Origin of the sequence: Dactylosporangium sp. NPDC050588, assembly GCF_040654975.1 — a bacterium.
Classification (GTDB): Bacteria; Actinomycetota; Actinomycetes; order Mycobacteriales; family Micromonosporaceae; genus Dactylosporangium; species Dactylosporangium maewongense.
The window spans coordinates 58,917-82,556 of record NZ_JBFAJA010000029.1; the positions used below are offsets into that span (position 1 = coordinate 58,917).

General features: G+C 72.9%; 22 protein-coding genes. 9 read left to right on the forward strand and 13 right to left on the reverse strand.

The genetic code is table 11. The annotated features are described in order from the left end of the window. Positions 1–57 precede the first annotated feature (57 nt). Positions 58–1,416, reverse strand: coding sequence for a DUF1996 domain-containing protein (locus AB0I21_RS21610; RefSeq protein ID WP_360563539.1), 1,359 nt, complete (start codon positions 1,414–1,416; stop codon positions 58–60). Positions 1,417–1,816: 400 nt separating this feature from the next. Between AB0I21_RS21610 and AB0I21_RS21615 the strand changes: the two genes are divergently transcribed. Both AB0I21_RS21615 and AB0I21_RS21620 read left to right on the forward strand, forming a co-directional pair. Next, complete coding sequence (locus AB0I21_RS21615; protein ID WP_360563541.1) at positions 1,817–2,986, forward strand: glycosyltransferase; 1,170 nt, start codon at positions 1,817–1,819, stop codon at positions 2,984–2,986. After that, on the forward strand, positions 2,983–4,722 hold the full coding sequence (locus AB0I21_RS21620; protein WP_360563543.1) for a glycosyltransferase: 1,740 nt from the start codon (positions 2,983–2,985) through the stop codon (positions 4,720–4,722). Before AB0I21_RS21615 ends, AB0I21_RS21620 begins: the two co-directional genes overlap by 4 nt. A gap of 615 nt (positions 4,723–5,337) precedes the next feature. Here AB0I21_RS21620 and AB0I21_RS21625 read toward each other — a convergent pair. Next, positions 5,338–6,801, reverse strand: coding sequence for an IS66 family transposase (locus AB0I21_RS21625; protein WP_360563545.1), 1,464 nt, complete (start codon positions 6,799–6,801; stop codon positions 5,338–5,340). Between the two features lie 204 nt (positions 6,802–7,005). Beyond that, positions 7,006–8,688: an arginine--tRNA ligase gene (gene argS / locus AB0I21_RS21630; protein ID WP_360563547.1), complete on the reverse strand. Its 1,683-nt coding sequence runs from the start codon at positions 8,686–8,688 to the stop codon at positions 7,006–7,008. A gap of 160 nt (positions 8,689–8,848) precedes the next feature. Between argS and AB0I21_RS21635 the strand changes: the two genes are divergently transcribed. From AB0I21_RS21635 to AB0I21_RS21650, 4 genes are all read left to right on the forward strand, one after another. Continuing rightward, positions 8,849–9,508, forward strand: coding sequence for a hypothetical protein (locus AB0I21_RS21635; RefSeq protein WP_360563549.1), 660 nt, complete (start codon positions 8,849–8,851; stop codon positions 9,506–9,508). Further along, positions 9,508–10,680, forward strand: coding sequence for an ATP-binding protein (locus AB0I21_RS21640; RefSeq protein WP_360563551.1), 1,173 nt, complete (start codon positions 9,508–9,510; stop codon positions 10,678–10,680). The genes AB0I21_RS21635 and AB0I21_RS21640 overlap by 1 nt, the downstream gene beginning before the upstream one ends. After that, on the forward strand, positions 10,677–11,315 hold the full coding sequence (locus AB0I21_RS21645; protein ID WP_344506076.1) for a response regulator transcription factor: 639 nt from the start codon (positions 10,677–10,679) through the stop codon (positions 11,313–11,315). Before AB0I21_RS21640 ends, AB0I21_RS21645 begins: the two co-directional genes overlap by 4 nt. A gap of 67 nt (positions 11,316–11,382) precedes the next feature. Further along, entirely contained in the window at positions 11,383–12,363 is a 981-nt protein-coding gene (locus AB0I21_RS21650; protein WP_360563553.1) for a DUF1996 domain-containing protein, read from the forward strand. 556 nt (positions 12,364–12,919) lie between these two features. Here AB0I21_RS21650 and AB0I21_RS21655 read toward each other — a convergent pair. Continuing rightward, a complete protein-coding gene (locus AB0I21_RS21655; protein WP_360563555.1) occupies positions 12,920–13,582 on the reverse strand; it encodes a response regulator transcription factor in 663 nt (220 codons plus the stop codon). Beyond that, positions 13,579–14,613, reverse strand: coding sequence for a histidine kinase (locus tag AB0I21_RS21660; protein ID WP_360563557.1), 1,035 nt, complete (start codon positions 14,611–14,613; stop codon positions 13,579–13,581). The genes AB0I21_RS21655 and AB0I21_RS21660 overlap by 4 nt, the downstream gene beginning before the upstream one ends. A 128-nt stretch (positions 14,614–14,741) precedes the next feature. On the opposite strand from AB0I21_RS21660, the gene AB0I21_RS21665 reads away from it, so the two are divergent. Continuing rightward, entirely contained in the window at positions 14,742–14,933 is a 192-nt protein-coding gene (locus AB0I21_RS21665; protein ID WP_360563559.1) for a hypothetical protein, read from the forward strand. Positions 14,934–14,941: 8 nt separating this feature from the next. Here AB0I21_RS21665 and AB0I21_RS21670 read toward each other — a convergent pair whose 3' ends face one another. The 5 genes from AB0I21_RS21670 to AB0I21_RS21690 form a co-directional block, all read right to left on the reverse strand. Next, on the reverse strand, positions 14,942–15,559 hold the full coding sequence (locus AB0I21_RS21670) for a lysoplasmalogenase (RefSeq protein ID WP_360563561.1): 618 nt from the start codon (positions 15,557–15,559) through the stop codon (positions 14,942–14,944). Further along, positions 15,556–16,383, reverse strand: a complete 828-nt coding sequence (locus AB0I21_RS21675; RefSeq protein WP_360563563.1) for a sterol desaturase family protein — start codon at positions 16,381–16,383, stop codon at positions 15,556–15,558. Before AB0I21_RS21675 ends, AB0I21_RS21670 begins: the two co-directional genes overlap by 4 nt. Continuing rightward, entirely contained in the window at positions 16,380–17,081 is a 702-nt protein-coding gene (locus tag AB0I21_RS21680; RefSeq protein WP_360563565.1) for a GntR family transcriptional regulator, read from the reverse strand. Before AB0I21_RS21680 ends, AB0I21_RS21675 begins: the two co-directional genes overlap by 4 nt. A 75-nt stretch (positions 17,082–17,156) precedes the next feature. Then, on the reverse strand, positions 17,157–17,786 hold the full coding sequence (locus AB0I21_RS21685) for a hypothetical protein (RefSeq protein ID WP_360563567.1): 630 nt from the start codon (positions 17,784–17,786) through the stop codon (positions 17,157–17,159). Between the two features lie 112 nt (positions 17,787–17,898). Then, a complete protein-coding gene (locus tag AB0I21_RS21690; RefSeq protein ID WP_360563569.1) occupies positions 17,899–19,962 on the reverse strand; it encodes a M3 family metallopeptidase in 2,064 nt (687 codons plus the stop codon). Between the two features lie 75 nt (positions 19,963–20,037). Between AB0I21_RS21690 and AB0I21_RS21695 the strand changes: the two genes are divergently transcribed. Together AB0I21_RS21695 and AB0I21_RS21700 are read left to right on the forward strand one after the other, a co-directional pair. Next, complete coding sequence (locus tag AB0I21_RS21695; RefSeq protein WP_360563570.1) at positions 20,038–20,550, forward strand: SigE family RNA polymerase sigma factor; 513 nt, start codon at positions 20,038–20,040, stop codon at positions 20,548–20,550. Beyond that, positions 20,547–21,440 (forward strand): hypothetical protein, encoded by an 894-nt coding sequence (locus AB0I21_RS21700; protein WP_360563572.1) that lies wholly within the window; start codon positions 20,547–20,549, stop codon positions 21,438–21,440. The genes AB0I21_RS21695 and AB0I21_RS21700 overlap by 4 nt, the downstream gene beginning before the upstream one ends. Here the strand turns inward: AB0I21_RS21700 and AB0I21_RS21705 are convergent. From AB0I21_RS21705 to AB0I21_RS21715, 3 genes are read right to left on the reverse strand one after another with little or no spacing between them, the layout of a single operon-like run. Then, positions 21,372–21,917 carry a VanZ family protein gene (locus AB0I21_RS21705; protein ID WP_344506088.1) on the reverse strand — a complete coding sequence of 182 codons (546 nt, stop codon included), beginning with the start codon at positions 21,915–21,917 and terminating at the stop codon, positions 21,372–21,374. The two genes, AB0I21_RS21700 and AB0I21_RS21705, sit on opposite strands and share 69 nt — an antisense overlap. Beyond that, positions 21,917–22,804, reverse strand: coding sequence for a methyltransferase domain-containing protein (locus tag AB0I21_RS21710; protein ID WP_360563574.1), 888 nt, complete (start codon positions 22,802–22,804; stop codon positions 21,917–21,919). Before AB0I21_RS21710 ends, AB0I21_RS21705 begins: the two co-directional genes overlap by 1 nt. A gap of 16 nt (positions 22,805–22,820) precedes the next feature. Then, positions 22,821–23,570, reverse strand: coding sequence for a phosphatase PAP2 family protein (locus AB0I21_RS21715; protein ID WP_360563576.1), 750 nt, complete (start codon positions 23,568–23,570; stop codon positions 22,821–22,823). Positions 23,571–23,640: the final 70 nt, after the last annotated feature.

Here is a 23,640-nt window from a genome sequence, read left to right on the forward strand (position 1 = left end):
TAGACAGCGATCGGCGCCCCGCCATGACGGAACGGGGCGCCGACCGGTGTTCGTGCGTTACGGCAGCATGTAGTTCTCGTTGAGCGCCGCGCCGCGCTCCGGCTTGTACTGGTCGAAGCCGCGCGGGTTGCACTGCAGACCACCGTTGATGCAGTGGGTGGTCAGTGCGGCCAGGGTCGGCGGGTCCCAGGCGTTGTACACGTCGTAGTGGAACGAGTAGCCGCGGCCGCTGGAGAACGCCACGTTCGCCATGTTGCCGCTGACCGGCCACGCCATCTTGAACTCGATCATGTTGACGGCGACCGGGTGCGACGACGGGCAGACACCCACGACCGGGTAGGCCATGTGCGCCTTGTGGTCGGGCGAGTCCAGGTGCAGGCCGTCCCAGCAGCTGGGGGCCTGGAACCGGACGTTGAGCTGGCTGCCCGCGACACAGTTGGCGGGGATGTCCCACTGGCGGGTCAGGTCACCGCACTCGAAGCCCTCGACCGCGCCCGGGTGGTTCTTGAACTGGTCGAGCGTGGAGGACGGGCTGCCCACGACGTACCGCAGACCGGCCGGCATCGGCCGGACGCTGCGCCAGTCGAGGACGCCGCTCTTGTAGTAGATGACCTGGCGGCCGACGGGCTGCACGGCGACGCCGTTGTTGAGCAGGGTCGGCATCCAGTACGCGGTCTTGTCGCCGGGCGTGATGCAGGCGGTGGTGCCGGCCTGCAGCGACGACAGGGTCGTGTTGGCGTTGGTGGTCCTGTTGCCCATGAACGTGTGCGAGTGCGACGCGCCCGGCAGGCCGAAGAACACGATCGGGTCGTCGTTGAGGTTGCTGCGGCTCACCTCGCAGTTGGCCTGGAACTCGTGGTGCGTCGTCGGCGGGTTCGTCGCCGGCGGGGTCGCCGTCGACGGGGTCACGCCGGTGACCGGGTTGGGCGCGTCGACCCAGCCGGGGCCGCTGGTCGGCGGCGGGGTGCCGGTGGACGTGCCGTAGACCTTGAACTCCCACAGCGAGTAGCCGTAGCCGGTGCCGCGCTGCGTGCCGTACATCCGAACGTAGCGGCCGGAGCCGTTGACGTTGAGCGTCTGCGTGCCGCCGGTGCCGGTGGTGGTGCTGTAGATGCTCGTCCAGGCGTTGCCGTCGGGCGAGGTCTGGATCTGGAACGCCTTGCCGTAGGCGTTCTCCCATTGCAGGACGACCTGCGTGATGGTGGCGGTGGCGCCGAGGTCGACGCGCAGCCACTGCGGGTCGCTCCACTGGCTGCCCCAGCGGGTGCTCGGGTTGTTGTCGAACGCGCCGGCCGGCGGCGACTCACCGAGCTCCTGCGAGGAGGCGAGCGAGGGCTTGTTGAGCGAGAGCAGGGTGACGTCGGCGGCGTCGGCGGCGGTCAGCTGGAACGCGCCGACGACCATCGATGCGACCACCGCGGTGGTGACCCCGATGGGGGCCAGGATTCTTCTGAGCCGTCTCGTACTCGGTCGTGTACTCATCGAGCTCCCAGGGTGTGGGCGGGCGCCGTCGCCGGTCCGGTGGTGCCTGACGCGCGTGAGGCGGTCACGCGCGTCGCCGGTGCCGGCGGTGGTACCGGGTGGCGGGAAAGCGCCCGTTGGAGAGCGCTCTCCCAAATGTTGCGCCCGTGTGGCCGGTCCGTCAATACGTGGCGACGCTCGGCGGGTGCGAAAGCGCACATTACGGTCACAGCTCAGCGGAACTTAAGGCGCGAGTGGAGAGCGCTCTCCAGTCGATCGTATGGCGTGCCCGATTTGCGCCTACATAGCGTGGTTTGACTGATACTCTCCGTGCACGGCTGAACGGGAGGTTGCCATGCGGCGAGAGACCCCGCGGATCCTGCACGTCACCGAGTCGATGAACGGCGGCACGGCCGCGGCGATCGTCGAGTTCGTCCGCTCCACGCCCCAGTTCGAGCACCACCTGCTTTTCCGCGGCAGGCTCGGCGGAGGTCGCGCCCGCGCGGCGGCCCCTGTCCTGCCGGTCCGGTTCGAAGACCTGTTCGCCGGCAGCCGCGACGCCGGCGGTGGCCTGGGTGCCGGTCTGGGTGGGGGTCTGCTCTCGCTCGGCCGGGCGCTGCGCGAGACCCTGCCCGCCGTCGCGCCCCGCATCGTGCACCTGCACGGCGGCCGGGCCGGCCTCGTCGGGCGCACCGTGATCCCGGCGGTCGCCCGGTCCGCGACCGGGCCCGTGATCCTCTACACGCCGCACTGCTTCGGCTTCGAACGCACCGACCTGCCGGCCGTCGCGCTGCGCCTGCTGCGCGGCGCGGAGCGGGCCGTCGCCGCCTCGACCGACCTCGCCGTCTGCGTCAGCCCGCGCGAGGCCGGCCTCGCCACCGAGCTCGGCATCCCCGCCGTCGTCGTGCCCAACACGACCCGCGCCCGCACCGCCCGCCCGGACCGCACCCGGCACACGGGGTCGGTCGTCACCGTCGGCCGGGTCGGCGCGCAGAAGGACTTCGAGTTCCTCCTGCGGGTCAAGGCCTTGCTGCCCGACCCGCCGGGGGTCACCTGGACGTGGGTCGGCGGCGGCGACCCGCGCGGCGAGGCCGCCCTGCGCGCCGCCGGCGTCCGGGTCACCGGCTGGCGGTCGCCGGCGGAGGTGCGCAACCATCTCGCCGCCGCCGACGCGTTCCTGCACACGGCCGCCTGGGACAGCTGCCCGCTGCCGCTGCTGGAGGCGGCCGCGGCCGGGCTGCCGCTCGTCGCCCGCAGCATCCCCGCCCTGGACTCCCTCGGCCTCGACCCCGACCTGGGCACCGCCGAGGCCGTCGCCGCCGAGCTCGCCACCGTCCTCGCCACCGGGCGACCGTCACGGCCGCGGCTGCAGGAGGCGTTCGCCGCCCGGCACACGCCCCAGGCGCAGGCCGCCGCGCTCGCGGACGCCTACGCGACCGCCCTGGGCACGATCCCCGCCCCGGTCCCGTGCGCGTCGCACCCCGCGGCTGGATCGTTGACCGAAGTGGAGGTGACCAGGCGATGAGTGTCACGGTCAGCGTCATCATGCCCGTCTGCAGGACCGCTCGCGCCCTGCCTTCACTGCTCGCGACCCGGGTGCCCGACGGCGTCACCGTCGACCTGGTCGTCGTCGACGACACCGGCGAGCTGGGGCCGGTGCCCGCCGACGCGCCGTTCCCCGTGCGGGTGCTGCGGCACGACACCCCGCGCGGGCTGGCCGCGGCCCGCAACACGGGACTGGCCGCCGCGACCGGCGAGTACGTCTGGTTCGTCGGCGGCGACGACTGGGTCGACCCGGAGCTGCTCGCCTCGCTCACCTCGGCCGTGCTCGCCGCGCTCGGCGACGAGGACCGTGCCGACATCGTCGTGGCCGGCACGGTGCCCGTCACCGAGGACGGCGTCACCGGCCCGCCGCTGCCGTCCCGCGACACCGCCACGGTGTGGACCGGTCAGCAGGCCGTCGAGGAGTTCCTCTTCCGCCGCATCCGCTCCGGCGTGACGAACAAGCTCGTCCGCCGGGACCTGCTCGACGGGCTCGTCTTCCCGCACGGACCGCGCCACGAGGACGTCGCCGTCATGGCCTGGCTGCTGCTGCGGGCGCGGACGGTCGCGTTCGTCGCCGGCCCCGCCTACTTCCACCTGAGCCGCCCCGTGTCCCGGTTCAACCCGCGTACCGCCGAGCGCGCCGCCGCCGTCGACGAGGCCCTGTTCGTCCTCGACGGCGCCGGCTCGCCCGCCGCCCGGCAGCACTTCCGCCTCCGGGCGGGCGCCCTCGCGGTCGCGGGCGCCGCGGCCCGCTCGTCGGCGGGGGAGCTGTCCGCCGCCGCCTGGGACGCGGTCGGCGCCGCCCGCCGCGGCCTGCGACCCCGCGACGCCTGGGCCGCGCTCCGGCACCGGCAGGTGGTCCTCGCCGCGGCGGTGCTGCTCATCAGGGCGGCCCCGGCGCTGTACGTCCGGCTCTACCGCGCCGCCCGCGCCGCCGACCGCCACCGCCACGCCCGCCTCGGCCGCCCGTGGCGCGGCGAGGCGGCCGCCCTGCAGTCCGCCGCCGGCGTCACGCCCGCCGTCGCCGGCGTCACGCCCGCCGTCGCCGGCGTCACGCCCGCCGTCGCCGGCACCACGCCCGCCGTCGCCGGCACCACGCCCGCCGCCGCTGGCCCTACGCCTGCCGTCCCGTCACAGCCTGGCCCCGCCGACCAGGCCGCGCCGTGCGCCGCCGTCTCGAAGCCGGTGCACGACGACATCGCCGACCAGAACGCCGCCTCCGCCGAGACGGTGGACGACGCCGACGTCCGGGCCGTGGGTGATGCCGGCGCCGGGATGGCCGTCGACGCCGACGTCCGGCCGGTGGGCGATGCCGACGTCCGGGCGGCCGGTGACGCCGGCGTCGGGGCGGCCGCCGACGTCCGGCCGGTGGGCGATGCCGAGGCCCGGATGGCTGGAGACGCTGAGGTCCGGGTGGCCGCTGATGCCGGCGTCGGGATGGCGGTCGACGCCGATGACCGGGCGGTGGGCGATGCCGAGGTTCGGGCAGGCGGTGATGCCGACGTCCGGGTGGTGGGCGGTGCCGACGTCCCGGCGGTCGGCGATGTCGACATCCGGACGGGCGGGGATGCCGATGACCGGGCGGTGGGCGATGTCGACGTCTGCCGGGCAGCCGTCCCGGCTCAGGGGACTGATGCCGCTGCCGCCCGAGCCGTCCCTGCCGACGGGCCGACACCCGCGGCCGGCGCGACACACGACTCGGCCGAACGGGTCTGACCCGGCTTCCGGCGCGGCGTCCGACGTGACGGCCCGGTGCCGTGTCTGCCGAATCGTGTGGCGCCGACCCGGGCGTTCCGCGCGAGAGCGACCTCGCCGACGCCGAGCGCGACTGATCCCGTGCGGCCGGCATCGTGCGCTGCTGACACCGGGCACGACTGACACCGGGCGCGATCATTGTCCGCACGACGGGCTGCGCCGTCCAGGGAGCAGAAGCGACAAACCCGGGCATTGATCAACGTCTGTGTGGTGCCCGGGTGTGGTGTCCAGGTGGCCGGGTCTGTTGCGGCCAGGGTCGAGGCGATGGGGTGCGCGTGCAGGGGACGGAAGTCGCAAACCCGGGCATTGACCAATGTCTGTGCGGCGCCGGGCGTGGTGTCTAGGGGGTTCGGTCTGTCGCCGCTGGTGTCCAGCGTGTTGTGGCACTAGAAGTAGGCGTTGGGGTTGGCGAGCCAGTCCCAAGCCCTGTGGTGCGAGCATTCTTCGAGCCGGCGAGACGGTGATCGATACCTCACGCGTCCATCCGGCATCGATGCTGCGCGATCCACCTACATTTTGAAGATCAACTTGTATGTGGATCGCGCGGTGTCGATGGGACAAACGCCGCGTAACTGTTCAGGTGGTTGTTGGTGGCATCCAGGTGTTGCCGTTGTGGAGTTGGGTGAGGGCTTCGAGGGCGTTGATGCCGTGTTTGCGGGTGGTGGACAGGTAGCTGCGGATGGTGCAGAAGGTGGTGGCGCCAGTCCAGGTGCGGAGGCCGCCGCTGATCTTCTGGCGGAGTTTGACCATGCGGATGTCGCGTTCGGCGAGGTTGTTGTCGAACGGGACGGTGAGGTCGTGGGCGAAGCGTAGGACGTCGTTGGCGAAGCCGTGGAGTCTGGCGAGGAGGTTGACGGCGGGGGTGCGGCGTTGTCGTTGGGGTGGGGGTTCGGCGGTGGCGTGTCGTGGTGGTCGGGTGGGTCGGTGCTTGGGTGCGGGGTTGGCGGTTTTGCCTGCGGTGATGATGGCTTGGTAACGCTGGCGGTAGCTGGTGAGCAGGCGTGGGTGGAGGGTGTCGGCGTTGTTGGTGCGGGCGGTGCGGGTCATGTCGTGGATTTCGCAGAGCAGGCGGGTCATGTCCGCGGCCCAGGTTTGGGTGGGGTCGAGGTCGAGGATGCCGGCGAGGTCGCGGAGGTGGTGGGCGTTGCAGAGTTGCCGGTTGGTGCCGTAGCGGCGGTATGGGGTCCAGCCGTCGTGGACGGCGGTGCCGGTGAAGGTGGGCAGGACTCCGGCGTCGGTCATGGCGTCCTGGCCGCGGGTGGGGTGGACGGTGAACAGGGCCAGGGTGGTGGTGGAGGCGGAGTGGACCCATGCGGAGGTGCCGGCGACCCGTAGCCCGGTCTCGTCGAAGTGCGCGACGGGGGCGTGGGTGAGCTGGTCGCGGACCGCGGTGAGGAACGGGCCGAGGGCGTGGCTGGTGCGGTCCATGATGCTGGTCAGGGTGCCGGTGGACATGGTGACGCCGAGCAGGTCGGACAGGGTCTCGCAGGCGCGTTGGTAGGGCAGGTGCTGGTAGCCGGCGAGGTAGGCGCCGGCAGCGCGGACCCTGGGCCCGTACTGGGCGGGTGCACCCGTCGCGGGTGGTGCGGTGGCCATGGTGACGGTCCCGCACCGGCAGCGGCGGTGCTGCAGCCGGTGTTCGGTCACGTGCAGCCGCACTGGTGGCAGGTCGAACACCTGCCGCGTCTCCACCGACGTCACCGGCGCCCGATCCAGCGGATCACCGCAGCCGGCGCACGCGGCCGGGGCGTGCACCACGACCTCGTCCGGACGAGCGACCTGCCGCAGGGCGCGGCCGGGATCGCCGGGCTGCTTGCCCGGCGGCCGGCCGGACGGCTCCCGCCGGGACCGGGTCGGTGCCTTCCGCGGCCCGTCCGACGACGGCGGCTTCGACGACGTCCGGGAGTCCTTACGCAGCGCCGCTTCCAACTCCGCGACCCGCCGGGTCAGCACCACGATCCGGGCATCACGCTCAGCCAGCGACGCCTCCAGACGGGCAAGCCGCTCCAGCAGCTCCACCACGGACACCGAACCGGACACACCACCCAGACTCCACCACCCACCCCACACGACCAATACCAGCCAGCACCAACAACCACCTGAACAGTTACAACGCCGCAAACAAGGGCATTGATCAACGTATGTGCCGGGCGGGGAGCCGCGAACCGGGGTGTTGCCCGTCCAGTGCCGTGCAGGGTCGCCGTACCGTCGCGGAATAGGTGGCAAGAGTGGCGGAGGGCAGGCTCAGAGTTGCGGAGGAGCCGCGATCCCGAGCAGGCCGAGGCCGGTCGCCAGCGTCGAGGCGGTCAGCGCGCACAGCGCGATCCGGTTGCCCCGCAAGGGTTCGGGTGACTTGAGCACGGGGCACCGTTCGTAGAAGGCGGTCACCGCCTGCGCGAGCTCGAACAGGTACGTGCAGAGCCGATGCGGCTCGCAGCCGGACGCGACGCCCGCGACGACGTCGCCGAAGCCGTCCAGCCGCAGGATCAGCGCCCGCTCCACGTCCTCCAGCGGCGCATCGGCCCGCACCGGCGGCACGGCGGAGCCGGCCTTCGCCAGCACCGACCGCAGCCGTGCGTGCGCGTACTGCAGGTACACGCTCGTGTTGCCGGTCAGCGCCATCATCCGGTCCGGGTCGTACAGGTAGTCGCGGGTCCGGCTGGTGGACAGGTCGGCGTACTTCACCGCGCCGATCCCGACCTCCCGGCCCCGCTCGGCGAGCTCCGGGGCGGGCAGCGACGGGTTCTTCGCCGCGACGACCGCCGTGGCCCGCTCGACCGCCTCGCCGAGCAGCCCGACGAGCGGGGCCGTGTCGCCGGACCGGGTCTTGAACGGCCGCCCGTCCGCGCCCAGCACCATCCCGAACGCGGCGTGCACCGCCTCGACCTCCGGCGGCAGCCAGCCGGCCCGCCGGGCCGCGTCGAACACCATCCGGAAGTGCGGCGCCTGCCGGGCGTCCACGACGTAGACGATCCGGTCGGCCCGCAGGGTCGTGACCCGGTGCCGGACCGCGGCCAGGTCGGTGGCGGGGTACCCGAACCCGCCGTCGCTCTTGCGCACGATGAGCGGCGCGTCGGCGCCGTCGGCGAACACGCACAGCGCCCCGTCGCTGACCCGGGCCACGCCCGTGGCGGCCAGGTCCCCGGCGACGCCGGCCAGCATCGGGTTGTAGCTGCTCTCCCCGGCGATGTCGGCGGCGGTGAGCAGGACGCCGAGCCGCTCGTACACGTCGGAGAAGTAGCGCGTCGACTCCTCGACCATCGCGTGCCAGGCCGCGAGGCTGTCCGGGTCGCCGCCCTGCAGCGCCACGACCCGCGCCCGCGACCGCGACGCGAACGCGGGGTCGGCCTGGAACAGTGCGTACGCCGTCTTGTACCGCTGCGTGAGCGCCGACGTGTCCGCCGGGTGCTCCGCCAGGTACTGGATGAGCATCCCGTACTGGGTGCCCCAGTCGCCGATGTGGTTCTGCCGCACGACGGTGCCGCCGAGGTGGGTCAGGACCCGGGCGAGGGCGTCGCCGATGATCGTCGACCGGAGGTGCCCGACGTGCATCTCCTTGGCCACGTTCGGATGCGAGTAGTCCAGCACCGTCCGGACGCCGGTCTCCGGCAGCCCGACCCCGAGCCGCGGGTCGGCGAGCCGCTCCGCGACCCGGCCGAGCAGCGCCTCCCCGGTCAGCGTGACGTTGAGGAAGCCGGGCCCGGCGACCCGCACGTCCGCGACGAAGCCGCCGGGCAGCGCGTCGGCGACATCGGTGGCGAGCTGCCGCGGGGGCCGCCGCAGCGGCCGGGCGAGCGCCAGGACGCCGTCGGCCTGCAGGTCGGCGTGCTCCGACAGGCGGACCTGCGGGTCGAAGCCGGGCGGGACGGACGGGAGGGCGGCGGTGATCCGGGCGGCGAGCAGCGCGGCGAACGACGGCACGACCATCGTGAGGCTCCAAACGACGACGGCAAGGAAGGCGGGGACGGACGGCGGTGTGGTTACCGTCGTCGTCGCGTGGCCGCGCTCGTCGTCGTCATGGTGCGTCCACCATAACCACGGATTCCAGTAGGGTCGCCGCATATTCTCGCGACGGGTCAGGCTCGGCATGCTGGCGGTCGCCATCGGCCTGGTCACGGTCGGTGTGCCACCGCTGCTGCTGCCGCGCGACCACGACCCGTCGCCCTCAGCCGCTCCCACAGCGGTTGCTTCGCCTGTACCGGCGGCCGGCGCCTCGCCGTCCGCGGTCGGCAACTCCGGTGGGTCTGCGGCGCAGTCGCAGCCCGCGTCCCCGGTCGCTCCAGCGGCGTCCCCGTGCGGCACCGCCGGCAGCGCCAGGCCCGCCTGCACCGTCTACGGCGCCGCCGTCGGCACCGGCTGGAGCGTCCGCAGCGTCGGGGTGAAGGTCGTCACCGACGGCGTCGTGCCCGGCACCGACCAGGTGGCGCTGCGGGTGGAGCCGAAGGAGAAGACCGCCGCCGTCGCCCTCGTCGCCGCCACCCCGGTGGCCGCGACCCGGCTCACGTTCCGCGTCTACGGCGGCCGCGTCCACGGCACGGTCCTGCGCGTCACGGTGTCCGCGACACCCGACCCGGCCGGCACGCCACCGCTCGTGCTCACGGCCCCCGTCGACGTGTGGACCTCGTTCGACGTCGACCTGCGCGAGCTCGCGCCCGGCCGCCCGGTCCGCCGCATCGACCTGGTCGTCGCGACCGACATGCTGCCCAACGCCTACCGGTTCTTCGTCGACGACCTCCAGCTGCGCTGATGCCTGCACATCCGGTCCAACCAGCGGCGCCCGCGGCGATCGCGCGGGCGGTGCTGCTCGGGCGGGCGGCGATCGCGTCGACCGCGGCGGCGGCCGGGCTGCTGCTCGTCGACGACTGGTGGCGGATCGTGGCGGTGATCGCGACGGTCGCGGCCGGCACCGTCGCGGAGGTGAGCGCCCTGACGCGGTGGCCCGCGGTGACCCGGCACCCGTGGCCGGTGCTCGCCGTGGACCTGGCGGTCGCCGTGGCGGTGCTGGCGCTCAGCCGGGGCGGGATGGCGTTCTTCTGCTACGTCGCCGGGTCGGCCGCGCTCGGCGGGGCGCTGCTCGGGATGCGGGCGCTGCTGCTGTGGGTGGTGCAGGCGGCCCTCGGGTTCGCCGCCGCCGGGGCGGTCCTGCGCGCCAACGACCCGCCGCCGGACGTGGCCGCGTTCGTCGTCGCGTTTCCGATGATCAGCGTGCTCGCCGGGATCGGGGCGGCCGCCGCGGCCGGCGCCCTGCAGCGCCACCTGGACCTCGCCGTCGACGTGGTCGCCGCCGCGCAGCGCTCCGCGGCCGCCTCCGAACGGGCCAGGCTGGCCCGGGAGCTGCACGACTCGGTCGCCAAGACGCTGCGCGGGGTGTCGTTCGCCGCGCTCGCCCTGCCGCAGTCGCTGCGCCGCCACCCGGACCTGGCCGAGCGGCTCGCCGGCACCGTCTCCCGCGGCGCCGAGGCCGCCGCCCGCGAGGCCCGCGAGCTCCTCGAAGGGCTGCGGATCGACCACCTCGACCTCAGCTTCGCCGACACGGTCAGGGCGACCGCCCGCGACTGGTCGGACCGGTCCGGGATCCCGGTCCGCGTCGACGCGGAGCCGGCGGAGCCCGGCGTCGAGGTGCGCTACGAGCTGGTGCGCATCCTGGCCGAGGCGCTGCAGAACGTCGCCCGGCACGCCGGCGCGTGGCGGGTCGGCGTCGCGGTCCGCCGGGCCGGCGACCGCCTCGAGCTCAGGGTCAGGGACGACGGCCGTGGCTTCGTCCCGCGGGACCTCGCCGCGCTGCAGGCCGGCGGCCACCTCGGCATCGTCGGCATGGCGGAGCGGGCGCGCACCGTCGGCGGGTCGCTCCGCGTGTCCTCCGCACCCGGCCGGGGCACCGAGATCATCGCCGCCGTCCCGCTGGAGGCCCTGCCGTGACGATCCGCGTGCTCGTGGTGGACGACAACCCGGTCGTGCGGGAGGCGCTGCGGGGCGTGCTCGACCTCAGCGACGACGTCCGGGTCGTGGGGGAGGCCGGCAACGGCCGCGACGCGCTCGCCCTCGCGCTGCGGCACCGGCCCGACGTGACGCTCCTGGACCACCGCATGCCGATCGCCGACGGGCTGTCCATCGTGGACGAGCTGGCCCGGCACACCGCGGTGCTCGCCCTCACCAGCGACGCCACGCCCGGGGTGATCGCCTCGATGCTGCGCGGCGGCGCCCGCGGCTACCTGGTCCACGGCCACTTCGACCCGCCCGACCTGCTCCGTGCCGTCCACGCCGTCGCCGCCGGGCAGGGCTGGCTGTCGCCGGTCGCCGCGTCCGTCGCCACGTCCGCGCTGCGCGAGCAGGGCAGCCGGCGGGCGGCCCGGGACCGGTTCGGCCTCACCGACCGCGAGCGCGACGTCCTCGACCTGCTCTGCGACGGGCTGTCCAACGCGGCGATCGCCGACCGGCTGCGGCTGACCGAGAAGACGGTGAAGAACCACCTGTACAACATCTTCGCCAAGCTCCAGGTCGGCAGCCGCACCGAGGCGGTGGTCCGCTGGAGTACTGGGACTTTCGACTCATGACCACCGGGGCGGGCCGGTCATAGGTTCGGCGGCGGGTGGCACCGTCGAACCGAAAGGCACTACAACCGTGCGCAGACAACTCGGGCTTCTCCTGGCGGCGGGCCTGCTGCTCGCCGCCTGCGACCCCGACCAGGGCCCGATCGTGACCGGCCAGCCGGCGCCTTCGTCGCCTTCGTCGTCCGTACCGGCGAATCCGACAAATCCGGTAAGTTCGTCAGTGTCCGGGACCGGGTCCGTGGCGCCGGTGCCGACGGCCACGGCCTCGCCGGTCAAGACGTTCACCGACAAGCCACCGCAGGCGCAGTACCGCGAGTTCCACGCCAACTGCACCGAGACCCACCGCCTCAGCGACGACCCGATCGTCTTCCCCGGGCTCGCCGGCGCCGCGCACAACCACACGTTCGTCGGCAACCCCGCCGCGAACGCGACCTCCACCCCGCAGACCCTGCTGAAGGGCAGGACGTCCTGCGAGGACACGCTCGACGCGTCGTCCTACTGGTTCCCGACGCTGACCCGCAACGGCGCCGTCGTGCAGCCCGAGAAGGTCACCATCTACTACAAGTCCGGCGTCAAGGACTACCGGACCGTGCAGCCGTTCCCCGCCGGGTTCCGGCTCATCGTCGGCGACATGCGGCTGCAGGACGCCGGGCAGTTCACCGGCACCTGGAACTGCGGGAGCTACCTCGGCAAGGCCATCCCGCCGTCGTGCCCGCCGGGGTCGTCGCTGATCGTCCGGATGCAGGCGCCGAGCTGCTGGGACGGGCGCAGCCTCGACAGCGCCGACCACAAGTCGCACGTCGTCTGGCCGGTGCAGGGCGTGTGCCCCGCGGGCAACCCGGTGCCGCTGCCCATGTTCGAGATGAAGGTGCCCTACAAGCTGCCGGGCGGCGACACCTCGGGCCTGCAGTACTCCTCCGGCAACGGCTCCTCGTTCCACTACGACTTCATGAACGGCTGGGACGCCGCCCGCCAGGCCGCGCTCGTCGCCCACTGCATCAACGGCGGCCGCCAGTGCAACGGCTACGGCATCGACCAGCACAAACCCTGACCACCCGCCAGCCCGCCGCGGGCCACACCACGCCACGGCCGACAATCCAGCCGCCACCGTGCCGGCAAGCCCGACCGCCACCGTGCCGGCGAGCCGACCGTTACCGTGATCGAAGGACAGCCCTGGCTACGCGGACGACCGCGGCACGACTTCGATCTGTGCGACGACGGGATGTCCGCCTGTGACGACGGGATGCCCGCCGGTGCCACCGGTGCTCGCCTTGGCGCGCCGGTGGTCGGGAAGCCTTCTGTGGCCGCGACAGGGCTGGCGAGCCGGCCGTCGCGGTGATCGAAGGACGGCTCTGGTTGCGCGGACGACCACGGCGCGACTTCGATCACGGTGACGACGCGATGCCCGCCGCGGTGCTCGCCTTGGCGCGCCGCTTGCTGGGTTTGGGCTTAGTTGTCCCGCTTCGGAAACGCGACCGACAAATACGAAATGTCGGATAAGTCCGGCACTTGTGCCGGACTTATCCGGGGGGAGCGTTCGGTGGGAACTGTCGTCGCTGCCGCACCGGAAGGGAGACAGGGAGAAGTGGTGTGTGGCGGCGCAGGGCTCAGGACGCGGCGAGCCCCGTGGCGTAGGCGAGGATCACCAGCTGCACCCGGTCGCGGACGCCGGCCTTCGCGATCGCCCGGGTCACGTGGGTCTTCGCGGTCAGCGGGCTGATGAACAGCTCCCGCGCGATCTCCTCGTTGGACAGCCCGGCGGCGACCAGCCGGACCACCTCGACCTCCCGCGGGGTCAGCCCGGCGAGCCGGTCGTCGGGCACCCCCGACGGCCCGGCCGGACGGTGCGCGAACTGCCCGATCACCCGGGCCGTGACGCTCGGCGACAGCAGCGCCTCGCCGGCCGCCACGACCCGGACCGCGCGGCGCAGCTCGTCGGGCTCGACCTCCTTGGTGAGGAAGCCGCTCGCGCCGGCCCGCAGCGCCGCGAACACGTTCTCGTCCGTCTCGAACGTCGTCAGGATCACGACCCTCGTCCCGGCGAGCTCCCGGTCGGCGACGATCCGTCCGGTCGCGGCGATCCCGTCGAGGCCGGGCATCCGGATGTCCATCAGCACCACGTCGGGCCGCAGCCGCCGGGCCTCCCGGACCGCCTCGTCGCCGGTGGACGCCTCGCCGACGACCATGATGTCCCTCGTGCGCCGCAGCAGGCTGCTGAATCCGGCGCGCACGAGGGCCTGGTCGTCGGCGAGCAGCACGGTGACCGTCATGCGGGAATTGTCGCGTGTACGGTGAAACCCCCGTCGCCCCGCGTGGTGAGCGACCCGCCGAGCGCCTCGACGCGCTCGCGCATCCCGGTCAGCCCGTGCCCTTCGGCCCGCCGGGAGCCCGCGCCGTCGTCGGTGACGGTCACCTCCGTCACCGGCCCGTAGCGGACGTCGACGGTGACGGTCCGCGCGACGGCGTGCCGGACCGTGTTCGTCAGCGCCTCCCGCACCACCAGGCCGACCGCCGTGCGGACCGGCAGCGGCGCGTCCCCGCCGACGACGGTGAGCCGCGCGTCGAGCCCCGCCTCGCGCACCTGCGACACCAGCGCCGCGAGGTCCAGCGGCTCGGCGGGCGGCCGGCGGTCGTCGCGGAGCACCCCGACCAGCGAGGACAGGTCGCCCATCGCCTTGCGGCGCACGTCCTGGGCCAGCCGCAGCGCCTCCCGGGCCTCGTCCGGCGCGCTGTCCAGGGCGTCCGCGGCCACGTTCAGGTGCACCCCGACGACGGTCAGCGTGTGCGCCACCGTGTCGTGCACCTCCCGCGCGACCCGCAGCCGCTCCTCGGCCCGCTGCTGCTCGACCGCCGTCCGCGTCCAGCGCTGCCAGCTGCCGGCCGCGACGGTCACGGCGAGCGCCGCCGTCAGCCACAGCGCGTCCGGCCCGACGTGCTGCAGCGTCCGCGCCGCGCCGTGCTGGAGCACCGTCCACTCCAGGTTGAACGCCGTGACCGCGTGGACGGCCCCGATCGCGACGACGACCCGCAGGCGTGGCCTGGGGGCCAGCGTCGCCGACACGTACAGCAGCGTCACCGGCCACAGCCAGCCGCCCGTCGTCAGCTCCGCCACGCGCATCGCCACGACGCCGCAGATGCCCGTCACCAGCCCGGTGAGCGGCCACCGCAGCTGCGCCCAGAGCAGTGCCGCCAGGGTCGTGGCGAGCGGCAGCGACCCCTCCGCGAGGTGCTCGCCGGACCCGCTGAGCACGGCGATGAACGTGACCGCGGCGAACGCGGCGACCATCTTCCTCTTCGTCATGGTGCCGAACGCTATGAGCCCGGCGTCGCCAGGTCGTCGTCCGCGCGGAGGCACCGTCCCGTACACCATTTGGAGTATCAGGCAGCAGGCTGACGCATGCCCGCCGTCTCTGGTTAGCGTTTCGGGCCATGGAACACCGCTGTGGCAAGCATGCCGTCCAGGCCAACCCGGCATCGCGCATCCCGATCTGGATGGAGTGCGCCGTCCACCGCTACACCCCGTACCAGATCGACCGCCGCTTCGCCGTCATCGTGAGCCTGGACTTCTCCTACGAGGAGACCGCCAACCTCTCCTGGATCATCGAACACGGCATGCTCTGAGGCCGGCGCTACGCCCGCGCCACCCGTCCGCCGGCCCTGTCGCCGGTCCCGTCGCGTGACAGGACGCCCGTGACGATGAGGAACAGCGCGGCGATGTAGGTCACCATGACGACCAGGTTGCGACCCGGGAAGCCCAGGCCGGCGGCGCCCAGGCCGATCAGCAGGTCGGAGAGCAGGAACAGGAAGCCGCCGGCGGCGACGACGGGGGAGACCGACCACGCCGCGGCCGCCATCGCGCTCAACGCCAGGCTGTACACCAGGATCGGCACCCGCAGATCGCCCAGCGACGGCCAGAGCACGGCATTCAGGACGGCCCACAGGATCCCGTAGCCGAGCGCAACGAGCCGGCGGGGACGGCCGTGCCGCAGGAAGGCGATCAGGAAGCAGATCTGCGTGCCGAGGAAGCACGCCATGCCCAGCAGGAAGGGCACGGTGCCCGGCACGAGGAGCGCCACGTCGCCCGCGGTCGCGAAGACCAGCCCCCACCCGACGAGGCAGAAGCGTCCGAGGTGCCAGAGCAGCAGCGGCGCGAGGAGCGGCTTGGCGACCCACTGCAGCGGCTCCCACGACAGCGCGACGCCCGTGAGCTCCACCGCCGCGGCGGCGAGGAAGAGCCAGAGCTTCATGCGGCCGGCTGCCAGCCGGGACGGCCGAACACGAACCGCAGCCGCTGCCGCCACGTGGCCGCCGTCCGCACGTCGCGCCAGATGTCGCGGTACTCGTGGGTGGCGACGCGCAGCGGGTTGTAGGTGCCGATGTTCTTCGTCAGGCCGTAGACGACGCGGGCCGCTTCCGGCTCGAACGTGCCGAAGAGCCGGTCCCAGACGATGAGGATGCCGCCGTAGTTGCGGTCCAGGTACTCGGGGTTGGCGCCGTGGTGGACCCGGTGGTGCGAGGGGGTGTTCCAGAACCATTCGATGACCGCCGGCAGGCGGCCGACCCGCTCGCTGTGCAGGAAGAACTGGTAGGCGAGGCTGATCGACTGCTGCAGGAACACCATCCACGGCGGGATGCCCAGCAGCGGCAGGAACAGCCAGAACGGGGTGGCGGTCATCGGCGTCCAGCTCTGCCGCAGCGCCGTGGACAGGTTGAAGAAGACGCTCGAGTGGTGCACGACGTGGCCGGCCCAGAAGACGCGGACCTCGTGGTGCAGCCGGTGGAACCAGTAGTACGCGAAGTCGTCGGCGAAGAACAGCAGCACCCACGTCCACGGGCTGGTCGGGTCGAGCTTGAGCGGGGTGAGGACGTAGAGGCCGGCGAACGCGAGCGCGACCAGGATCTTCCACGGCACGCCGATGATCTGGCTGCCGAGGCCCATGGACAGGCTGGTGGTGGTGTCGCGGACCTCGTAGCCGCGCTCCTCGTCGTCGGGCAGGAAGCGGTACGAGACCGCCTCCATGACGATCAGCAGCAGGAACGCGGGCACGGCGTAGAGCACGGCGGGGATCATGCTCGGGTCTCCTTGCGATCCGAGAGCGGGGCGGTGAGCAGGGCCTGGGCCTCGGCGAAGGCCGAGTCGGCGGCGCCGGCGGTGATGTGCGCGCCGAGCCGGCGGTGCCCGGCGACGTCGAGCAGCTCGGCGGTGCGCAGCGTGGGCGGGACGTGCCCGACGGCGAGCGCGCCGCTGACGAGGCTGTTGAACGCGAGGAGGTACGCGACGTTGCCGCTGCCGGCCACGATCGCCCGCCACAGCGCGATGTTCGCCTCGCCCATGCGGTCCAGGTCGGGCGCGGCGGCGGCGACCGCGTCGACGCAGGCGGTCACGTGTTCCTTCGCGGCGGGTGTACCGCGCAGCGCGCACAACCTGGCGGCGTCGGCGCCTAGGCAGGCACGCATCTCCATCATGTCGCGCACGAGGGTGCCGACCGGCAGGATGTCGCCGCTGGACATGGCGAGATCGAGCCCGGCGTGCGCCCGCCAGTCGAGGACCCTGGTCGCGCCGCCCTGGCTGACCTTCACCAGGCCGAGCTGCTGCAGCCGCCGCAGGGCCTCCCGGACGGCGTGCCGGTTCACCTCGAACGTCGCCGCCAGGTCCCGCTCGCTGGGGAGCGCGGACTCGGGTTCGTAGGCGCCGCTGAGGATCGCGTCGCGCAGCTGCGCGAACACATGGTCGGACACGGAGCTGCGCGGGGCCGGCGTCAACGTCACGCGGTGACTGTCTCACACATCAACTGGTTGGACCAGTGCCAAGAACGTGCGGAACCGGCCGGACGAGGGGTGGGTTCAGTCGGTCAGCTGGTCGACGATCTTCTGCGCGGTGGTGGCGTGTTTGGCATACGCGCTGGCGAAGGCGCTGCGCTGCACGGCCTGGGCGGCGCCGGTGACGCTCATCGACTGCCAGCCCGAGACCTTCATCAGCCTCGTGTAGAACTTCGCCGACGCGATCGCCGGGTCCATCAGCTGCTCGACGGTGCCCCAGATGCTGACCCGCTGCTGGAAGATGCCGATCGAGTCGTAGTTGGTGCCGGTGCCCTCGTGCGGGAGCTTCAGCGACGCGGGGACCTTTGGGTTGGCCATGTTCTTGAGGTACGTCTCCTGCAACGCGGTCGCGATCGCCACGACGTACGCGCGCTCGGGCAGCCCCATCTGCCGGCCGACCTCGATGACGATGAACGCGTTGTTGGTCGCCGCCTGGGTCAGCCCGGCGACCGGTTTCGGCACCAGGGACGCGCCCGGGGCGGAGGCCAGCTCGACCCCGCGGGCCGCGTTGGCCCGGGCGTTCGTCTCGTAGAACTTGGCGGCGTCGAACGAGGTGTCGTCGGTGACCGCCGCCGGCTCCTCCGGGAAGATCGCCCAGGAGACACCGACGCTGACCAGTGAGGCGACGAGAGCGACCGCAGCAAGCAGCGCCATCCTGCTGAAATGCAGGCGGCGTGCGGCGGCGGGCCTACGCCGGGGGGTGGCGCCACGCACCGCGCAAGCTTAGGGAACGCGGCGCCCCATCCGGTAGTCGTCTTAACAAAACCTAAGGAACGCTGATCAGTCCGCGACGCTTGAGTAGCGGCTCGATCAACGGATCGCGACCGCGGAACGCCCGGTAGACCTCCATCGAGTCCGCGCTGCCACCCTTGGCGAGCAGGCCGTCACGGAACGCGTCCCCGAGCTCGCGGCGCAGGCCGCCCTGCTCGGTGAGCCAGTCGACGGTGTCGGCGTCGAGGACCTCGCTCCAGATGTAGGAGTAGTAGCCGGCGCTGTACGCGGCGCCGCTGAAGATGTGCGCGAAGTACGCGGTCCGGTAGCGCGGCGGCACGAACGGCACCGCGACGCCGGCCCGCTCCAGCGCCGCCGCCTCGAAGGCGAGCACGTCGGTGACCGCCTCGGCCTCCTCGACGGTCAGCGTGTGCCAGGCCAGGTCGAGCAGCGTGGCGGCCAGGTACTCGGTGGTCGCGAAGCCCTTGTTGAACTGCTCCGCGGCCTGCAGCCGCTCCACCACCGGCTGCGGCAGCGCCTCGCCGGTGCGGTGGTGCGTGGCGTAGTTGGCCAGGACCTCCGGCCACAGCATCCACACCTCGTTGACCTGCGACGGGTACTCGACGAAGTCGCGCGGCACCCGCGTGCCGGCGAACTTCGGGAAGTGCACCTGCGAGAAGAGGGTGTGCAGCGCGTGGCCGAACTCGTGGAACAGGGTGCGGACCTCGTCGAGCGTCAGCAGCGTCGGCTCGCCCTCCGGCGCCCGGTTGATGTTGAGGTTGTTGACGACGACCGGCGCCGTGCCGAACAGCCGCGACTGCGGCACGAGCGCGTTGGCCCACGCCCCGCCGCGCTTCGACGGCCGGGTGAAGAAGTCGCCGATGAACAGCCCGAGCGGCCCGCCGTCGCGGTCGAAGACCTCGAAGACGCGGGCGTCGCCGTGGTACGCGGGAAGGTCCGGCCGCTCCTGGAACCGGATGCCGTACAGCCGGCCGGCGGCGTGGAAGACGCCGTCGCGCAGCACCCGCTCCAGCTCGAAGTACGGCCGCAGCTCCGCCTCGTCGATCGCGTAGCGGTCCCGGCGGATCTGCTCGGTGTAGTACGCCCAGTCCCACGGCTGGAGGGTGAACGCGTCGCCGATCGCCTCCTGCAGGTCCTCGGCCTCGATCCGGGCGTTGGCGACCGCGGCCGGGGCGAGCTTCGCCAGCATCTCCTGGACCGCGTCGACGCTGCGGGCGGTGTTGTCGGCGATGTTGTAGGCGGCGTGGTGCTCGAAGCCGAGCAGCCGTGCCCGCTCCGCCCGCAGCCGCACGATGCGCAGCACCAGGCCGGTGGTGTCATGGTCGCCACCCGCGGCACTGCCACCGGAGCCGCGGCCGACGGAGGCGGTGTGCAGCCGCTCCCGGACCTCGCGGTTGTGCAGCGACGCGAGCGCCGGCTGGGCCGTCGGCAGGATCAGGTTCAGCGCATACCCGCCGGCCAGGCCCCGGTCGCGGGCGGCGACCTCGGCGGCGGCGATCGCGTCGGCGGACAGCCCGGCCAGGTCGGCGGCGTCCTCGACGACGACGGCGGCGGCCTTCATGCCGTCGCGGACCTTGTTGCCGAACTCGGTCGCGAGGGCCGCCAGCTCCGAGTTGAGCTCCCGGAGCCGCACGTGCTCCTGCTCGGACAGGCGCGCCCCGGCCCGGACGAACTCGGTGTGGTACCGCTCCAGCAGCCAGGCCGGCTCGGCGTCAAGGGCGAGGGCGTCGCGCTGGGCGTACAGCTGCTCGATGCGCTCGAAGAGCCGGCGGTCCAGCATGATCGCGTCGCCGTGCGCGGACAGCAGCGGCACCACCCGCGACTCGATCTCCTGCAGCTCGGGGCTGGTGTCCGAGCTGGTGACGTTGAAGAACGCGGCCGACACGCGCTGCAGGACGCGCCCGGAGCGCTCCAGCGCGACGAGGGTGTTGTCGAACGTCGGCGGCTCCGGCAGGCTGGCGATGGCTTCGACCTCGGCCCGCTGCTCGGCCATGCCCCGCTCGAACGCGGGCAGGTAGTGCCCGGTCTCGATGCGGTCGAAGGGCGGCAGCTGGTATGGCAGGTCACTCGCGGCGAAGAACGGGTTGTCCGTGGTCACGTACCGACTGTATCGGGACGGATGTTTTCCGGCGGTCCGTGCAACCGATCGGACCGCCGGACCCGTGAGTTACGCATGACGGATCGGGACACGGCGTTCGCCGAGTACTTCGCCGCGCGGTCGGACGCGATGCGCGGCACGGCGTTCCTGCTGTGCGGCGACTGGCACCGGGCCGAGGACCTGACGCAGGTGGCGTTCACCAAGTTGTACGTGGTGTGGGACCGGGTCAGCCGGCACGAGGCCCTCGACGGGTACCTGCGGCAGACGCTCGTCCGGGTGTTCCTGGACGAGCGCCGGCTCGGCTGGTGGCACCGGGTGCGGGTCACCGACCGGCCGCTGGACGCCGTCAGCCACGACCGGGAGCCCGACGACCGGATCGCGCTGCTCGCCGCCCTCGCCGCCGTGCCGGCCAGGCAGCGGGCGGTCCTGATCCTGCGGTACTGGGAGGACCTGTCCGTCGAGGAGACGGCGGCCCTGCTCAGTTGCACCACCGGCACCGTGAAGAGCCAGGCCGCGCGGGGGCTGCAGACCCTTCGCACGCACTTGCAGACCAGCAGCCACTCGCAAGCGACGAGGACGCAGACATGAACGAGGACGACTTCCGGGTGTCGCTGCGCGACGCCCTCGACAGCTCCACCCCGCCGCCGCCGATGTCGCCGGCGGTGGCCGTCACCACCGGCCGCCGGGCGGTCCGCCGCCGCAACCTGGTCGCCGGCGGCGCCGGCCTCGGGGTGACCGCGGTCGTCGCCGCCGTGGCGGTCGCGGTCGCCGGCGGCGGGCCCGGCGCGGGCGCGCCGCTGCAGGTGGGGGCGCCGGGGCAGACGCCGCCGCCCGCCAACGCGTCCGGGACCGTCACCGCGCCCGGGGCGGGCACCGAGACCAAGGAGGTCTGGCCGACCGGCCCCGGCGGGCAGCCGCAGCAGGACCGCACCGCCCGCGCCGGCCACAAGTTCGACCAGGGCGAGCAGCTCATGCGGGACCTCCTCGCGATCGTGCCCGCGGCGTACACGGCGCTGGACAACCCGGGCACCGACCAGCTGGTCTCGTCACGCATGTCGCAGGCCCAGTACGAGGGGAAGGTCGGCGGCAAGGACGCCTGGTCCTACCTGGCCAGCACCCAGCTCGGCAAGGACGGCGGCGTCGGTCAGCTGCTGGTCACCGTGTACGAGCCGGGCCTGGTCGCCGCGGCCGGAGACGCCTGCGCGGTCGCGGGCGGGTTCTGGACCGCCCCGGCGAGCTGCAAGCTGGTGACGACGACGGCCGGGGTGACCGTCGGCGTCGCGACCGGCGCCCCTGGCCGCGGCTATGACCAGTGGGCGGCCTACCGGTACCCGGACGGCACGGTGGTCTTCCTGGCCCAGGCGACGTCGGACGACCGGCCCGGCGGCGGCGACAAGAGTCTCGCCGCGCTACCGCTGCCCGAGGACCGGCTCGCCGCCCTCGTGGCCGACGAGCGGTTCCACATCAAGGCCTCGTGACACGGGGCCGGGTGGCAGCAGCCGCCCGGCTCCGTACGCGAGACCCGCGCCGAGGGTGTTGACCAGCACGTCGTCGGTGGCGGTGACCCGGCCCAGGTCCAGGACGTACTGGAGCAGCTCGACGGTCGCCGAGCCGGCGGCCGCCAGCAGCAGCACCGGGCCCAGGGTGAGCCGCGGCCAGCGCAGCGGGGCGAACGCGCCGAACGCCGCGAAGACGAGCAGGTTGCCGACGATCTGCACAGCGGCCTCGGCGAACCCGGACGCGAGGATCCCGCCGAGGCCGCTGACCGGGTCCAGGTGCACCCGCCGCGCGTGCGACGACGGCGTGAGGATCATCCAGATCCACGGCAGCGTCCCCGACACCGACGCGACCAGGCCGAACGTCCGCCGCCGGTCGGGGGAGCGGCGCCGGGCGACGAGCCACCACAGCCCGCCGAGGACCAGGAAGACCGCGAGAACCGTGAGCCAGCGCAGCATCAGTGCGCGTGGGCGGGGACGCTGGCCGTCAGGCCGTCGGCGAGGACGGTGATCTCGTCGCCGGGGCAGTAGTCGAACCGGATCCGCACCTCGTCGCCGGTGAGCACCTCGACCGGCTCGCGCATCGGCACGACCAGGTAGTTCATGGTCCAGTCGACGGAGCCTGGCGGCTCGTACAGCAGCGACAACAGGTTCTTGGTGATGACCCGCACCGCGTTGACCACTGCCGGCCGCTCCGCGACGAAGGTCAGGTCGCCGACGCAGTCGTGCGGCAGCGGGTCGGTGTAGAAGAACTGCTGGAACACCTGCGGCGGGGCGGCCTCGACGGTGCGCGGCTGGAGGTTCTCCGGCAGCTGGAACACCGGGGCCGGCACCGTGTAGCCGAAGTACGTGAAGTCCTGCTCGACCGGCTGCACCGCCTGCACGCACGCCTCGGGCACGAAGCGCGGCAGCGGCCCGCCGATGTGCCGCAGGTAGCGGCGCTTGAAGCTGTTGATGACCTCGATCTGCCGCTCGCGGAGCAGGCCCACGTGCAGCATCTCGCACAGCACCACGTCGACCGGCTCCTCGGGCAGGTAGTCGCGGGCGTCGGCGTGCACGACGGTGACGGCGTCGCCGACCGCCGCCCGCAGCGCCGCCCGGGCGGTCGCGAAGACCCGCGGCTCGCGCTCGATCGCGGTCACGGTGGCGCCCTGCCGGGCGGCGAAGAAGGACAGGACGCCGGTCCCGCAGCCGAGGTCGAGGACCCTGGACCCGGGCTGGACGGTGTGGGCGATCGCGCCGGCGAAGGCTTCCATCCGGCGGTCGTCGGACAGCAGCAGCGCCTGGTACTGCAGCGGGATCACGTCCGCCGGGAACCCGAGGTGCTCCAGCTCCAGGTGTTCCATGTGCAAAGCGTAGGCCCTAACGCAGGGCCAGACCGTTCCATCCGGCATAGCCGCGCACTTGGCGCCGCTCCCGGGCCCGCAGGACGAGCCAGCAGGTGGTGGTGAGCGCGGCGCCGGCGATCGCGTCGACGAGGTAGTGGTTCGCGGTCAGCACGACGGCGGCCACCATCAGCACGGGCATCGCCGCGCCGAACGCCCGCAGCAGCGGCCTGCGCGCCGCGGCCAGGATCGCCAGGCCGATGAGCAGGTCCCAGCCGACGTGCAGGCTCGGCATCGCGGCGTACTGGTTGGTGAACATCGTCGGCTGCAGCACCCGGTACGCGCCGTCCGACTGCGTCACCGTGTCGACCAGGCCGAGCTCCGCCAGTCGCGGCGGGGCGAGCGGGAAGAGCATGAAGACGACCAGGCCGATCCCGCCGGACAGCAGCATCGCGTTGCGGGTGCGGTAGTAGATCGCCGGGTTGGTCCGCGCGAGCCAGATCAGCGTCGCGACGATGACCGGCCAGTGCCCGTAGATGTAGATCCAGTTGAAGAACGTCGCCACGGCGGGGCTGCCGGCGAACGTCGACTGCAGCCACGACTCGTGGAACAGCCCCACCGACTTCTCGAAGTCGACGACCTTCGCCGCGTTGGCGAGGGCCTGGTCCGTGGCGGCCTCCGTGGCGCCGCGGACCCCGAAGTACGCGGCCACCGCCGCCGTCACGATGCCGACCTGCCGGCCGAGGCCGACCGGCCGCAGCGCCGGTTTCTCCCAGGTGATGGTCATGGCTCCCAGCCTCGTCACCGCGAGGCCGGAAGCCATCCAGGCGATGCACGGACCGCACCCTGATCTCCGG